Source organism: Paenibacillus sp. F411 (assembly GCF_017582705.1).
Classification (GTDB): Bacteria; Bacillota; Bacilli; order Paenibacillales; family Paenibacillaceae; genus Paenibacillus_AQ; species Paenibacillus_AQ algicola.
The window spans coordinates 131,278-146,311 of record NZ_JAGFIP010000013.1 but is presented as its reverse complement, the minus strand read 5'-3'; the positions used below and the strand labels follow the sequence as shown (position 1 = coordinate 146,311).

The 15,034-nt window shown below is 52.4% G+C and carries 13 protein-coding genes and 1 pseudogene; 8 read left to right on the top strand and 6 right to left on the bottom strand.

The genetic code is table 11. The features are described from left to right. Nucleotides 1–65: 65 nt before the first annotated feature. Together JJQ72_RS14425 and JJQ72_RS14420 are read right to left on the bottom strand one after the other, a co-directional pair. Nucleotides 66–218, bottom strand: coding sequence for a hypothetical protein (locus tag JJQ72_RS14425; RefSeq protein ID WP_175415250.1), 153 nt, complete (start codon nt 216–218; stop codon nt 66–68). 78 nt (nt 219–296) lie between these two features. After that, complete coding sequence (locus JJQ72_RS14420) at nt 297–782, bottom strand: class I SAM-dependent methyltransferase (protein ID WP_138225441.1); 486 nt, start codon at nt 780–782, stop codon at nt 297–299. A 261-nt stretch (nt 783–1,043) separates the two neighbouring features. Here JJQ72_RS14420 and JJQ72_RS14415 point away from each other — a divergent pair, with 261 nt between their 5' ends. The 7 genes from JJQ72_RS14415 to JJQ72_RS14385 all read left to right on the top strand — a co-directional run bounded on the left by JJQ72_RS14415 (nt 1,044) and on the right by JJQ72_RS14385 (nt 10,949). Then, on the top strand, nt 1,044–2,063 hold the full coding sequence (locus JJQ72_RS14415; RefSeq protein ID WP_138225442.1) for a Gfo/Idh/MocA family protein: 1,020 nt from the start codon (nt 1,044–1,046) through the stop codon (nt 2,061–2,063). Nucleotides 2,064–2,857: 794 nt separating this feature from the next. Further along, nucleotides 2,858–5,113, top strand: coding sequence for a hypothetical protein (locus JJQ72_RS14410; protein WP_208204083.1), 2,256 nt, complete (start codon nt 2,858–2,860; stop codon nt 5,111–5,113). Between the two features lie 18 nt (nt 5,114–5,131). Then, nucleotides 5,132–6,322 (top strand): HEAT repeat domain-containing protein, encoded by a 1,191-nt coding sequence (locus JJQ72_RS14405; protein WP_138225444.1) that lies wholly within the window; start codon nt 5,132–5,134, stop codon nt 6,320–6,322. Nucleotides 6,323–6,365: 43 nt separating this feature from the next. After that, nucleotides 6,366–7,733 (top strand): glycosyltransferase family 2 protein, encoded by a 1,368-nt coding sequence (locus tag JJQ72_RS14400; RefSeq protein ID WP_208204094.1) that lies wholly within the window; start codon nt 6,366–6,368, stop codon nt 7,731–7,733. Between the two features lie 54 nt (nt 7,734–7,787). Further along, entirely contained in the window at nt 7,788–8,585 is a 798-nt protein-coding gene (locus JJQ72_RS14395) for a response regulator transcription factor (protein WP_347880758.1), read from the top strand. A 70-nt stretch (nt 8,586–8,655) separates the two neighbouring features. Further along, nucleotides 8,656–10,017 carry a nucleotide sugar dehydrogenase gene (locus JJQ72_RS14390; protein ID WP_208204082.1) on the top strand — a complete coding sequence of 454 codons (1,362 nt, stop codon included), beginning with the start codon at nt 8,656–8,658 and terminating at the stop codon, nt 10,015–10,017. 14 nt (nt 10,018–10,031) lie between these two features. Next, a complete protein-coding gene (locus JJQ72_RS14385; protein ID WP_243896091.1) occupies nt 10,032–10,949 on the top strand; it encodes a hypothetical protein in 918 nt (305 codons plus the stop codon). A gap of 110 nt (nt 10,950–11,059) precedes the next feature. Here JJQ72_RS14385 and JJQ72_RS14380 read toward each other — a convergent pair whose 3' ends face one another. After that, the gene (locus JJQ72_RS14380) at nt 11,060–11,443 is read right to left on the bottom strand and encodes a YhjD family protein (protein WP_175415251.1); all 384 of its coding nucleotides are present in this window, start codon (nt 11,441–11,443) and stop codon (nt 11,060–11,062) included. Nucleotides 11,444–11,965: 522 nt separating this feature from the next. Here JJQ72_RS14380 and JJQ72_RS14375 point away from each other — a divergent pair. Beyond that, nucleotides 11,966–12,637: a YitT family protein gene (locus JJQ72_RS14375; protein ID WP_138225446.1), complete on the top strand. Its 672-nt coding sequence runs from the start codon at nt 11,966–11,968 to the stop codon at nt 12,635–12,637. A 98-nt stretch (nt 12,638–12,735) separates the two neighbouring features. Here JJQ72_RS14375 and JJQ72_RS14370 read toward each other — a convergent pair whose 3' ends face one another. From JJQ72_RS14370 to msrA, 3 genes and pseudogenes are all read right to left on the bottom strand, one after another. Then, a complete protein-coding gene (locus tag JJQ72_RS14370; protein ID WP_138225447.1) occupies nt 12,736–12,918 on the bottom strand; it encodes a DUF2188 domain-containing protein in 183 nt (60 codons plus the stop codon). Nucleotides 12,919–13,042: 124 nt separating this feature from the next. Then, a pseudogene (locus JJQ72_RS14365) lies at nt 13,043–13,518 on the bottom strand (transposase); the annotation flags it as partial. A 461-nt stretch (nt 13,519–13,979) separates the two neighbouring features. Continuing rightward, a complete protein-coding gene (msrA, locus tag JJQ72_RS14360; protein WP_138225448.1) occupies nt 13,980–14,948 on the bottom strand; it encodes a peptide-methionine (S)-S-oxide reductase MsrA in 969 nt (322 codons plus the stop codon). Nucleotides 14,949–15,034: the final 86 nt, after the last annotated feature.

Here is a 15,034-nt window from a genome sequence, read left to right as displayed (position 1 = left end):
AGGTAAGAAGAACAAAACAGCAGCTTTAAAAATGTGAACAGCAAACTCTGCAGGTCTGTCCATTTTTAGAATGAAGCCACCGGATCCGCTTTGATCCGAGTGAAGCCTGCTGTCTTTGCGTTGAAAATAAAATTATGCAAAATGCTCAAATAAATGTGAAGCACGTCTCTGATCTCGGGATCGTCATCGGCAATTAATACGACGGGGATGCGGTTCATATTTGATTCCTGCCTTTTTTTTATTTAGGTATATGTGAATTATAGTATATGCCTGCCGCTGAATTAAACATGCGGTCCTCACTGTAGATGTACAGACTCCTTTTTTCTGCAAACATAAACAAAGGCTGGAGGGACGTTAAAGGGAGCCAGGCGAATCGAAATCAGCTCGAATTTGGACTCTAATATCTTCTTCATCTGCAGGGAATATTGAAAGGCGATAAAATATCCTCCGGGCGCCAGGGATTTATGGATCCCATCAAGGAGCGAGCTTCTCAGGGACTCGGTAAAGTTAAAGAAGGGCAGGCCGCTTATGACACAATCCACATGCGGCAAGCCTTCCCGCCGGATCGTTTGCTGAAGCTCAAGGGCATCCTCGTAGACGGGAAGCTGGGGGAAATGATGCTCAAGATGTGCTCGCAGCTCAGCGACGCTGGATATTTGCGGCCAAGGGGCGGCAGCGGTCATCACCTTAGCCAGATGGGTTGAGCTGGGGGTGATGCTTCCAATCTGTAACGGGGTTTGCAAAAAGGTTTTGGCCAGCAGCCATTGTTCGGAAAATGTCATGTTCAAGCCTCCAATATCGGTTAATGATAGCTATGGATCAAGCTAGACCCATTGTAAAAGCAAATGCTTTATGCCTCTTCTAGGGTAATTTGAAATAAATCTTTAGAAATGGAGGTATAGGGCGATTTCAAAACTCAAGCAGATTGTTCATGTTTCAAGCATTTAGGATATGTTCTTCAGCCTTGCTATTTGTGTATGATAGAATCCGATAAGGCAGGACATGAACTTTAAATACAGCAGATAAAGGAGAATCCTAATACGATGAGCAAAATTAAAGTAGCAGTATTTGGATGCGGTGCGATTGCCCAGCGCAGACATATTCCGGAGTACGCCGCGAATGGAGACGTAGAACTGGTGGCTTTTGCAGATCCTGTGAAGGAAAGAGCCGAGGAAATGGCTGCACAGTATGGCGGAACGGCATACACAGATTATGAAGAGCTGCTCAAGAATGAGAAGCTGGACGCGGTCAGTGTATGCTCGCCGAACTATCTTCATGCTCCAATGAGCATTGCAGCTGCCAATGCTGGCCTGCACGTTCTTGTTGAGAAGCCGATGGCTGTCAATGCAGAGGAAGGCCAACAGATGATCGAGGCGGCCGCGAAGAACCAGGTGTATCTGATGGTAGGTCATAACCAGCGCCTGATGCCTCCGCATGTGAAAGCCAAAGAAATTCTGGAATCCGGTCGATTGGGCAGAGTGCTGACGTTCCGCACATCCTTCGGACATCCTGGGCCAGAGTCATGGAGCCTGGACGGTCGCGACAGCTGGTTCTTCCGCAAGGAAGAAGCGCTGATGGGAGCCATGGGCGACCTCGGCGTGCATAAATCAGACTTTATCCGCTACCTGCTGAATGACGAAGTGGTGGAAGTGGCGGGCTTTATCAGCACGATTGACAAGAAGGATACCGATGTAGACGATAACGCCACCTGCATTGTCCGCATGAAGAGCGGAGCGATTGGCACGCTGATGGCGAGCTGGACGCACTACAAGGGCGGAGACAACGGTACGGTGCTTTGGTGTGAGCATGGCGTAATCAAGATTGGTACGGTTCAAGGCGACGAGGTTATTGTAGAGCTGACGAATGGTACCGTGGAAACCTACAAGGTCGGAGAGATGGCAACGAATGAGAAGCAAGTGCCAAGCGGTGTCATTGATGAGTTTGTCCGCTGCATCGTGACTCAAACGCCGCCGAGCATCTCTGGTGAAGAGGGTCTGCGTTCCCTGAACGTGATTCTGGGTGCATTCAAATCCCAGGAAACCGGCTCGATCGTGAAGCTGTAACCGGACATCCTGCCCTAGCCAGGCTGTTCTTGAATGACAAAGAAGTTATTAGGAAGGGATCACTCTGTATGGCCAAGCGCCTGGGGTGGTCCCTTCTTCCTTTTTCTTGCAGGGCCGTGCTGAAGTGCGGGAGATCAGCGGGGGAGTGTTGCATGTCGGGTTCACTTCGGCAAGCGGCGGGCAGGTGGAAAGTAACATAAAGATAGTTATTTTCACCTGATTAATAGTGCAAACAGAATATGAAAGAACAGAGAGGGTCCTGCTGCGGGACTCTTTTCTTATTTTAGGTCGATGACTTTTTTTGACAAAGCGTGCAGTTGCTTGGGTTCCCGGTCATTTCCTCTGCTACTTTGGTTTCAATTTTGTAATAACTATGGATAACTATGTAAAAAATAGAGAAACTTTAGCTCTTTATACGCGTTTAACCGTTCAGTTACCGCAAGATTTCAGAAAACATATTGAATTTCATGAATCCTTGCCTATGTTGAATGACAATGAAACGAAGCTGCTTCAGGATCGTTCATCGCTAATTGCTGCGCAGACTTGCATGGATTCGGTCTGCTGGTTGGAGGGGAGGAATGCTGTTCTGTGCAAGCTGTGGACCTGCCAAGGAAGGGTATATGGTCTCGAATAGAGCGGGAAGCAACCAATGTACCCATGTTAAAAGTTGGTAAATATGGTGCATGGCGCAGGAGGAACTCCAAAGCTAGAATGACCTGTGTAAGGAGAGGAGGCGGGAAATCGGTCCTGTTTCGACAATGGCGACAATCTCAAGGAGTGAGAAGGAGAACGTGATGAAGCGAAAAAAAAGATGGCTTCTGGCGGGTGCAGCCCTGCTGGCCCTGTTTGGCGGGGCCGCCGCGATCCTCGGCTTCTCCCGGCCGGAGATGGCGGTGTATGAAAGCGGCAGCGGGATATCGATGAAATTCAAAGCCTCAGGGCCGCGCTTTGTTCAATATCGGGAGAATGAGGAGCCGGGCTGGCATGACATGTTTGTCAAGGGCGTGAATCTGGGGGCGACGGTTCCCGGCTATTTTCCGGGAGAGCTTCCGGCGACCGAGGAGGACTATCTGAGGTGGTTTCAGCAAATCGACGAGATGGGGGCCAATGTGATCCGGGTCTACACGATCCATCAGCCCCTCTTTTATTCTGCCCTGGTGAAGTACAATGAGGAACGGCCCGAGGATCCGCTGTACTTTATGCAGGGGATCTGGTCCCCGGAGGAGCAGCTGATTGAGGAGCAGGACGCCTATGCCGAGCATATCCATCAGGCCTTTAAGCAGGAAATTGGGAAGGCGGTAGGAGCCGTGTATGGCGACATTACCATTGAGCCAAGCCCCGGCGCTGCCAGCGGTACATACACCGATAACGCGGGACCGTATCTGATGGCCTGGCATATTGGAACGGAATGGGATCCGGCCATGGTCAAGAACACGAACGAAAAGCATAGCGACGTTCCGCTGTACCAGGGGGACTACTTCGCAGCAACCGAGGAGGCCAGTCCTTTTGAGAGCTGGCTGGCGGGGATCGTGGATCATACCGCTGCCCAGGAGATCAAATATGGCTGGCAGCATCCGATGGCATTTACGAATTGGGTCACGACGGACGTTTTGGAGCATCCTGGCGAGCCTCTTTTTGAAGAGGACATGGTGTCTGTAGACGCGCGGCATGTCGAGCCGGTGAACTGGGAGGCCGGATATTTCGCAGCCTTTCATGTGTACCCTTACTATCCTGATTTCTTCCGCACGGACAAGACGCTCCAAACGATCGAGGACGGAGAAGGCGGATTTAATACGTACCGGGCTTATCTGAGAAGGCTGAAGCAGGAAATCAAGGAACTGCCCGTTATGATTACGGAGTATGGCGTGCCATCCTCCAAGGGGCTGTCTCACCACGGCCCCGGCGGACGGGACCAAGGCGGCCATAACGAGCAGGAGCAGGGCGAGATTAACGTCTCGTTAACCCGGGATATTTACGAGGAAGGCTATGCGGGCGCCATTCTGTTCATGTGGCAGGATGAATGGTTCAAGAAGACGTGGAATACGATGCCGCTTGAACTGCCGGCTGATCGCCGGGCTTACTGGCTGAATGTGCTCACGAATGAAAAAATGTTCGGTGTGCTTGCCATGGAGCCGGGAAAAGCGTCACTGCTGCACGTTGACGGCAGCCTGGACGATTGGGATCAGCTGGGCGAGGGGGAGGCTATGGAATGGATGAGTCCCTCCTCAGGCGTCCAGCGAATGAAGGTGACGCATGATGAAGCGTATCTGTACGTTGGACTAGAGCTTGATCGCAGCTTCGATCCTCTGCAGCATACTCTGTGGATCGGAGCTGATACCCAGGCGGGCGGTGACATCCCCGTGAAGGAGCTGGACGGAAGAAGCCTGATCGGCGGCAAGCTGGAAACGCTGATTCAGCTTGCCGGGGACGAGGATTCCCAGGTAAAGATTGCTCCGTCCTACAACTTTCACAAGCGGCTGTACGGTAAAGAAGGCTACTGGATGCTGCCGGAGGAAGACGTGAAGGCTAAAGAGCCGCTTTCCTTCGACCCCTGGAAGCTCGGTATCAGCCTGATGATGTCACCGCCGGATACCCGCTTTGCGCATCCCTTCGTAGACGAAGTCGTTGGAGATTTAAAGCGCGGTAGCAGCAATCCCGACAATCCCGACTTTGACTCTCTGGCCGCCTGGCAGTATAAGGAGCAGGTGCTGGAGCTGCGCATTCCGTGGATGCTGCTCGGCTTCGCCGATCCCAGCTCCCACCAGGCTATTGATTATTCTCCAATGGAAAGCCGCAGAGCCTTTCGGACGTCAGCTGTTGAGGGCATTACGCTCATTCCGTGGCTGCAGGATCGCGGAGCAGGAAAGGCAGCAAAGCCAAAGGACAGCAGCGGCGAAGTGCTGGATGTGAAGAGCGTGTCACCGTATGTGTGGAAGGGCTGGGAAGGGGTTGACGTAAAGTACAGTGAGCGGCTGAAGCAGAGCTATGCTGCGATGCAGGCTTACTTTACGAGTGTGCCCGATATTTATCCGAACGCCAATCCGGAATAAAGAGAGGAGAGGTCAGCTATGTTTTCCAATATGGAGCTGGCATATGGATTTATTTATGTATGCAGCGGTCTGATTGCAGCCGGGATCATCCTGCTGTTCACCATGAAGCTCCGGCACCAGGCGGAGCAGAAGCAGATGGAGGCCTTCAAAGAGAAGCACCGCGATTATTTCATCTACCTCCAGTCTCACCTGCATGATGATGTACAGCTGGCGCTGCCGCAAGGAAGGCTGGAGCCGCTGGAACGAAGAGTTGTCGAGGATAAATTGATACAATGGATTGAACGACTTAAGGGAGAGAGCCGCAGCAAGCTGGTTTCGCTGTGTCAGGAAGCCGGCTTTGTAGAGGCAGAAAAAAGAATGCTGTCCAGCCTGTTTCCCGGAAAAAGAGTGGAAGCAGCATACCGCCTGGGCGGCATGCGTGCCGCCGAAGCCGTACCGGAGATGCTGGAGCTGCTTCAGACAATGAGGTACGGCCCGGAGAGCATCATTGTGGCCAGGGCGATTGCGAAGAGCGCTGACCAGTATGAGTTCATCCGGGCAATGCTGAAGCAGCTGCTGGCATCCGGGAAGCCGGTGCAGCATCTGGCAGCAGATATGTTGCTGGAGACCCGGCTGGAATCTGCCGGGCTGCTTCGCAGGCTGCTGCAGGAGGAGGAGCTTGGAATACTCAAGGCCGCGCTGGCTGCAATGTGGGGACAGGCTGTGCCTGCCGTAGTTCCTGCGCTGGGACGTCTGGCCTTTAACGGGCAAGAGGACGTGCGGGCGGAGGCAGTCAAGCTGTATCTGGCCTCCAACCCGGTCCTGAAGGACGATACCATTTCCCAGCTGATGAGCGATAAGGAATGGGAGGTTCGAGCTGTGACCGCCAAAGCCCTCGGGCGCATCCACGCCGCCGGCAGCATTCCGCTGCTCCAGGCCGCACTGGCCGACGACAGCTGGCATGTGCGGCATAACAGCGCTGAGAGCCTGTCTCTGCTCGGAGAGCAGGGGTTTGAGGCGCTGTGTCAGGCGGCGCTGGGAGCGGGTGCTGCCCGCGAGATTGCACTGTCCCGGATTGAGCAGGTCATGGGATCAGAGCGGTCGACTCAGGCCGTGGATCAGATTGTTGCCTTTAACAAGATCAAGCTCGTTTACGAAAGCTACTTCGGCATATCTTCGAAAAAAGCAGCCGTGCAGATGGCCGGCGTAGGAGGCGATTATTCTGCTTAGAGACATGCTGCTGACCTATGGCACGATGGCTGTGTACTATGTCATGCTGGTCAATGCGCTGTATTTTGCAATCATGCTGTTCTCTTTCGGACACATTCGGAATATTTACCGGCGGGCTGCATTTTCCCAATATAATACGCTGTCCGGCTCCGAGCTGGTGCCGCCGGTTTCGCTGCTCGTCCCTTCCTATAACGAGGAGTTGACGATTATCGAGAATGTGCGCTGCCTCATGACACTGAACTATCCGTCCTACGAAGTCATTGTCATTAATGACGGGTCTGCTGACCGTACCCTGGAGGTGCTCATCGAAGAGTATGAGCTGGTGCGGCTTGTCAATCCGGAGTTTCGGGGCACCATTCCCACCCAATCCATCCGCGGGGTGTACCATAACGACAAATACCCGCACCTTCTGGTGATCGACAAGGAGAACGGCGGCAAGGCCGACTCTCTCAATGCGGGCATTAACCTGTCGCAATACCCGCTCATTTCGTCGATTGATGCAGATTCTCTGTTGGAGAAGGACGCGCTGATTCGGATGGCAAGAATGTATATGGAAAATCCGGAGGAAACCGTCGCGATTGGCGGAGATGTACGGATTGCCAACGGCTGCACGATTGAGAACGGGACGGTCAAAGAGGTGTCGCTGCCGCGTCAAATGTGGCCGATGTTTCAATCCATCGAGTACCTGAAGGCCTTTCTTGGCGGCCGAATCGGCTGGAGCCGAATGAACGGACTGATTATCGTCTCTGGAGCCTTCGGCTTGTTCCGAAAAGATTACGTCATTGCGGTAGGAGGCTATCGCGGCGGCTATCCCGGCGAGGACATGAACATCATTATCAAGCTTCACCGCTATATGCTGGAGAACAAGCTGAAATATCGGATTGCGTTCTGTCCGGAGGCGGTGTGCTGGACCCAGGCGCCGGACAGCTATCATATTTTGTCCAATCAACGCAAGCGCTGGGGTCGCGGCAATCTGAAAAATATGATTGAAAACAAGGATATGGTGTTCAATCCGCGCTATAAAATTATGGGTCTGCTGACCATGCCGTACAATGTTATTTTCGAAGCGCTCAATCCCTATTTCAAAATTACCGGGCTTCTTGCGCTGATCGGCTACGTCATGATGGATATGACCCACTGGCATGTGCTGGTGGTGTTCGGGCTGGTTAACGTGCTGAGCGGATATTTGCTGAGTGTGGGCGCTTTGCTGCTGGAGGAAATGGCGTTCCGCCGTTACCCCAAGCTTTCAGATCTTTCCAAAATGCTGCTGTTCTCCGCTTTGAAGTTCCTCGGCTATCACCAGCTGGGCGGCTTATGGAGAATTCAAGGACATATCCAGTACTTGCAAAATAATAATACGTGGGGAACCATGACCCGCCAGAGCTGGAAGGACAAGAATACAGCGGCGTAATGCCGTGTCCAGGCCGTGATGGGGATAAAAAAATAATGGTGAAGGGTGGAGGAAATGATGTCGCATACCGCAACGTTACCGAAGGAACAGCAAGGCAGTCTGCTTGACTTGCTCAAGGAGGAGGTGCCGAAGGCGCCGAATCATAGCTGCGGTCTCTTGTTTCTGCACTGTGCCGGAGGAATGTCCGGGACGCCGGGATATGTGGAGGCGTTTATCCAGTCCATTCCGGGTGCAGGCCGCGTCTACAGGGATCGGGAATCCGGCATTGTGGCGCTGCTGCTGCCTGGACTTACACTTTCTGCTGCCCACTATCAGGCACTGCTGCTGAAGCAGCACTTGCTGCGCATCAAGCCAGATGCAGATCCCCGCATGGCGCTGACTGCCCTCACAGATATTCCTGCTGTTCACATGCTGAACAGCATGGCAGAGTCAGTGCGCCTGAGCATCACCTCGGACATTCAGATTTTTACAGAGCACAGTCCATCCGGAGCCAGTAAAATTCTGATCGTCGATCATGATGATGCGGTCAGGGAATTTCTGCAGATCCGCCTGGAGCTGCAGGGCTATCATACGCTGGAGGCTCATGACGGGCTGAAGGCGCTGGAGCTCATTCCCCAATGGAAGCCGGATCTGGTGCTGACGGAGCTGAATTTATCCGGCATTGATGGGCTGCCATTCATCCATCATATTCATCAGCTGGAGGTGGATGCTCCGCCCAAGATCGTCATTTTGACTGAAAAACGTGTTGAACAGACCATCAGTCAATGCTTTCAGCATGGGGTGGACGACTATGTGACCAAGCCCTTCTCTCCGATCGAGCTGGATGCGCGCATTCGGCGTTGCTTGCACTAAGCTGGAGCGGGATGCGCTTTCTGGCGCGCTGTCATAGAAGGATAAATTCAAAAACGAAAGGTAGATGACGATGAACCAGGATTATGAAACATTATTGCAGGCCATTCAAGAGAAAAAAGCGGTATTGGGAGTGGTCGGACTGGGGTATGTAGGTCTGCCTTTGGCTGTAGAAATGGTGAAGCAGGGCTTTACGGTCGTGGGCATCGACCTGGACCCCGCCAAAATCGACGCTATTTACCGCGGGGAGTCTTACATCTCGGACATTGCGGATGCAGATCTGGCGGAGGTTATGTCCTCCGGCCGCTTCAAGCCGACAACAGACTACAGTATGATGGCCGTCATTGATGCAGTCAGCATCTGCGTCCCGACTCCCCTTAGCGAGAATCAGGACCCCGATACCTCATACATTACGATGGTTGTCAATCAGCTGAAGCGGTTTATGAAGCCGCGCCTTCTTATTACCCTGGAGAGCACAACCTATCCGGGAACGACAGAGGAGCTGATCCAGTCCGAGATTGAGAAGCTGGGCTATACGGCTGGTAAGGATTTCTTTCTATGCTTCTCGCCGGAGCGCGTAGACCCGTCCAATATCCGCTTTAATACAAGGAATACACCGAAGGTGATTGGGGGTACGACGGAAGCCTGCCTGAGCCTGGGGCAAGCGCTGTATAGTCAATATGTAGATACCGTGGTGCCGGTGAGCTCGCCTAAGGTGGCGGAAATGTCAAAGCTGCTGGAAAATACATTTCGCAGCGTAAACATTGCTTTCGTGAACGAGATGGCCATGATGTGTGACCGGATGGGCATTGATGTGTGGGAGGTGATCGACGCTGCGGCTACGAAGCCGTTCGGGTTTATGCCTTTTTATCCCGGACCAGGTATTGGGGGTCACTGTATTCCGCTGGATCCCATGTATCTGTCCTGGAAAGCCAAGGGCTTCCGCTTCTACAGCAAATTCATTGAGCTGGCCCAGTCCACGAATGACAATATGCCTTACTATGTCATTAACAAAACAGCGGCGATTCTCAACGAGTACGCCAAGTCGATTAAACGCTCTAGCATTCTCATTCTCGGCATGTCCTACAAGCCGGACATCAGCGATCTTCGGGAATCACCGGGACTGGAAATCTACGAGCTGTTTAAGGAAAATGGCGCCCGCGTAGATTACTACGATCCTCACGCCCGCAGCTTCAAGGATAAGCAGGGGGTCACGGTAAGCAGCGTTGACTATGATGTGAACCGCTTCAGCCAATATGACTGCATGGTGCTGATCACGAATCATAGCTCCCTGGATTACAGTCTGCTGGCTGCGATGCATGTGCCCATCCTGGATACGCGCAATGCGTTCCGTGCTTACGCCGGACCGCATATCCATAAGCTGGGTCACTCCGTGCAGCATGTGAAGGAGCCGGGCGAAGCGCTTCTGGTGTAGCTGCAGTCTCCTTTATGAAAAGACTAGCATGGATGCGGCGGCGCGGCGTGCCAGGCTCTCTTGCGGCGGTGCTCCTGGTCGTGGCTGCGTTGCTGCTGTGGTCTCTACTGCAGCGTTCGGACCATGTGCAGCAGGACAAGGCCACTTGGCTGTGGGACGCTGCAGGGATTGCGCAAAAGGGCGATGAGATCATTTCCTTCTGTGCGCAGGAGGGAGTGAAGGTCATCTTTGTACAGATCCAGTCGGAGGTTCGAAAGGAGGATTACCGCCGCTTTGCAGCAGGAGCGTACGCTGCAGGCATCGCCGTCCATGCACTGGATGGTCAGCCGGAATGGGCGTATGAAGAGCATCGGGGAGAAGTAAGCCATATGCTATCCTGGCTTGCACAGTATAATGCCGAATCCCAGCCGGAGGAACGGTTTCAGGGAATTCAGCTGGATATAGAGCCTTATGTGCTAAAACGGTGGGAGCGGGAGCGAGATCAGGTTGTGCTGGAGTGGGCGGGGAATATGGAGGCCTGGGCTGCCGATGCGGCAGCCTCGGGGATTCCGCTCAGTGTGGCCGTGCCGTTCTGGCTGGACGACATTCCGGCCCTGGATGACACGGACAATTTCTGTCTCTGGCTCCAGCAGCGGACGGCCGCCATCGCGGTGATGTCCTACCGGGATCAGGGCGAGCAGATGTACGAGCTGGCCCGCCAGGAGCTGGAGCAGGGAGAACAGCTCGGAACCTCGGTCTGGATCGGCATGGAGCTGGCCGATACCGATGAGGGCGATCATCTGACGTTCCACGACCAGACCTTATCTCAGATGGAGCTGGAAGCGCAGCGAGCCTCTTTCCTGGGGAGGGCTCACCGCTCTTATGCCGGTCTGGCCGTGCACCATTTCGAAGCCTGGCATCATAAATGGAAGGGGACAGGACCCCTGGAATAAGACGGACAGTCCCTATCTGCCCGCCTTGGTCCTATGGAGGCCGCTGTATTAAAGCATCCGTAAGGCTTTTGTCGTCAATGGCGATGAAGCTTGTGCGGATGTTTTTGCGGTCAGGTCTGTGGTGGTGCAGGAGAAAAGGAGAACAGCGATGACAGCTCCTGCTGCATATCGTCCCAAGCCACCACGAGCTCGCCCTGGTGACCACGGCATTGGTATTGAACTCTGACGCCTCCTTCCGTTCGCTGATGCTTCAGCATGCGGATGCCGCGCAGCCTGAGCTCCTCGCGGATGCTAAACAGCTGCTCACGCATAGTATCATCCAGCGCGCCGAAATCGCGAAGGTACAGCTCTGACATTTTTAACGGTAGGGTACGGAGGATTGACATATTTCGCCGGAGAGTTCGCTGAATCACCATATAGATGGTGCAAAGGGTAATCAGCTGCTGGTCCCTCTCAGTGGGCGGGGGAGGGGAAGACAGGCGCCGTGTGCTCATAGATTTCACGTCCTTATAAAATAGAAACACATGTTCTTATAATTACCAATCATAAAGAGAAGGATTCTATATGGCAAGCAAGAATTTCAGGAAATTCAGGCTGGCGGAAAGAAGTGCCTGGAATACTCTGTAAATCTCATCATATATATTTGTGAAAAGCACGGCGCTTGGATGGGGACGGGAGGCTTCTTTTTTGAAGCGGGAGGAGGGGAATACATATAATTCCAATTTGCTGTTTAGCTAACAAGGTAAGTGTGTTATAATATAGGCAGAATATAAATTAGACAGAAAGGATCAGGATACCATGAGTCCCCGAAGGACGAACCCCCAAAGGACGATTTGGAAACGTTATGATCTCTCATACACTTAGCTCCTTTCGCTGAAACGTCATGATGTCGGAAGACATAGACCGTCTCTAGCGAAAGGATGGAAGTCTGATGCGAAGGATGAACTCCTCCAGGCTGCCTGACGTAGAGAATGGGTCTTGGTTTTACCAATTCACTACGACTAGAGGGAGCCTGTATGAGGAACAAACAAGAACGATTATCAACGCTTTACACCATGTCGGCAATGCTGCTAGGAACGTTACTGCTTGCGTTTGCGTATTATCACATTAATTTTCAGAATCATTTATCGGAGGGTGGATTTGTAGGGCTGGCTTTGCTGGGGAAATATATACTGGATGTGCCGCCGGCGGTCAGCATGCTGCTGCTGGATATTCCAATATTGATTCTCGCCTGGTTCATGAAAGGCCGCAAATTCATTATTAATACCGTCATTTCGGTCGCCATGTTCACGTTATTCTATGCGATGATGGAGAACTATTCTCCGATTGTGATTGATTTAAGCCATAACTTACTGCTTGCAGCTATTTTATCCGGAGTGGCTACCGGTTTAGGTGCTGGGATCGTGCTTCGCTTTGGTGGAGCAACCGGAGGGGACGACGCCATTTCTGTGCTTATCAGTGAGTGGAGCGGCCTGAAGATTGGTACGGTATTCTTTCTGATGGATGCCGTGGTGCTGCTGCTGTCATTGTTCTATCTGCCAATGGCTGAGACGCTGTATACGATTTTAGCCGTGTCGATTGCAGGACAGATTATTACGTTTACGACCAGCTACCGCAAGACCGTCAAGCCTGTCCGGGTACCCGTCGGCAATATGGCCCGCAGTCCCCGGCCTGCCGTTAAAGGATAATGGCTGAAATACAAGAAGCTCGCCCGTGTCAGGGCGAGCTTCTATTTAGGTTGTGGTTGCTGTGAAAGAGATGTCAGTGCGTTAGCCCTAGCAATAAACTACTTCTCCTCCGGATGGTTCTCGGCCCATTCCTCAGCTTTCGCAGTAGCAATCGCGATGGCACGGCCTTCCTCATAATGCTGCTCCTCCAGCAGAGCGTTAGCAATTTCGATGGCTTTGTTTCGAACCCGGGGTTCTAGATTTTTCATGGATTGCGGGTAATCCTCTTTGGACCATGGCATAGAGCCATCCCTCCTGTCATCTGATTTAGCCGTACTACCTCCTTCTTAACCCCGCTGCCAAGTCTTTAATCTGAAAAAGCCCCCAAACCAACTGAGGCCACTGAAGAACTACCATAATTAAGTTTCAACAGAATTTAATATGACGGATTGTCAAGCTAAGTGCGACACCTCGTCCATGAAAGATTCGTTTCAGATTCACCACGAATATAGCCATTGCTCCTTGCATATGCATGCCGGATAGACCCGAGGATGTGGCCACATCATACCCGTGTCTGTGCTTGAGTTCGCTGTTCTTCGCTTCAATTTTGTAGCGCTTTTTGGCTTTTTCTTTGAAAGCCTCACTTTCCTGAAACGCCATTTGTTCGGCGTGCACCCCGGATTTAATGGTGACGGAGTACATCTTGCTCTTGGCGCCCTCCTTGTAACATCACTCTTTCAAGGGATACCTCTTGCACTGCTCTACATCAAAGTCGTAGGTGTCGGCTTGGTTCTTGCCCGTCTTCCTTCTTGCGTCCCCCTTGCGATCAGGTTGTCTTTCTCCGAATACGCCGTGTCGCCAATCACGGTATTTACAGTTACGCCAGCCGCGATGCTTTTTTGTCTTTAGGCACGATCAGGTCATACAAGGACGTGTACGGGCTGAATGAAAACGAAGGTTGACTCTGGAACAAAGGGCTTCCATCCCTTCTATCTTAACGGTTTTGCAGTGGATGACGAAGGAGCGGAGGGAAGAGGGAGGCTGGAGAAGCGGAGCGCTCGCCTTTGTCCCCGGATTTCATCCGCCAAGCGGTATGAACAAGAAATCTGGGGACAACAGCGATCGGAAGCCCCCTCTTCCTGGAGCGACCACGCCTTCGTTGGCGGATGCACCATCTTTTGCGTTAACCTTATTTTACAACAAAAAAAGGTACTGCTCCCTTAATTATTTCGGGTGCAGTACCTTCTTCGATTCAGTCAGGACTTCTTCAGTGGCCTCAAACCAACTGCAGCAGCACGTGCCGCAGTGGTTGGGGGGCATTTTTTATGACACAGATTCCTTACATGGTTAAAAGAGCGTCTGCTTACGAAAACAGCTGTAAAAACTCGCCGTAGCCTTCCTGCTCCATATCTTCTTTCGGGATAAAACGGAGCGCGGCCGAGTTGATGCAGTAACGCAGGCCGTCCGGTCCCGGACCGTCATTAAACACATGGCCGAGATGGGAGTCGCCTTCCTTGCTGCGGACCTCCGTGCGGATCATCATATGACTGAGATCTGTTTTCTCCTGAATATGATACTCACGGATCGGGCGAGTAAAGCTGGGCCAGCCGCAGCCAGCATCGTATTTGTCTCGGGAGCTGAACAGCGGTTCGCCGGAAACAATATCTACATAAATGCCTTCTCCTTCGTGGTTCCAGAATTCATTCTGGAAAGGGCGCTCTGTGGCATTATTCTGCGTCACCTCATATTGAATGGGGGTCAATCGGCGCTTGAGCTCTTCCTGATCCGGCTTGGCCTTCCAGTTGGCCTGGATGAAATCTTCCCGCCCCGAGCCTTTACGGTACCGTTTGTAGTGACCGGGATTCTTCTTGTAGTAGCCTTGATGATATTCCTCGGCCTCATAAAAAGGAGCAGCAGGAAGCACCTCTGTCACGATTGGCTTATCAAATCTTCCGCTTGCTGCAAGCTCCTGCTTTGATTGCTCAGCGAGCTCACGCTGCTGCTCCGTGTGATAGAACACAGCGGTCCGATAGGATTCCCCGCGGTCATGAAACTGGCCGCCAGGATCGGTAGGGTCGATTTGCTGCCAGAACAGGGTCAGCAGCTTCTCATAGGGAAAAATATCCGGCTGAAACGTAATCTGCACAGCCTCGTAGTGACCCGTAGTCTCTGAGCATACTTCCTCGTAAGTCGGGTTTGCTTTATGTCCGCCGGTATATCCGGAAACTACCTTTTCAATGCCGGGCATTTCATCAAACGGAGAAACCATGCACCAGAAGCATCCTCCAGCGAAGGTAGCAAGCTCTGTCTTCTTTGATTGTGATTGATTCATAGGATCCCTCCATAGTCAGGGTAAATTCGGTACTGCAGGTTCTATTATAAAGCATTTGAACCTTGATATAAAATGGACGCGCTGCT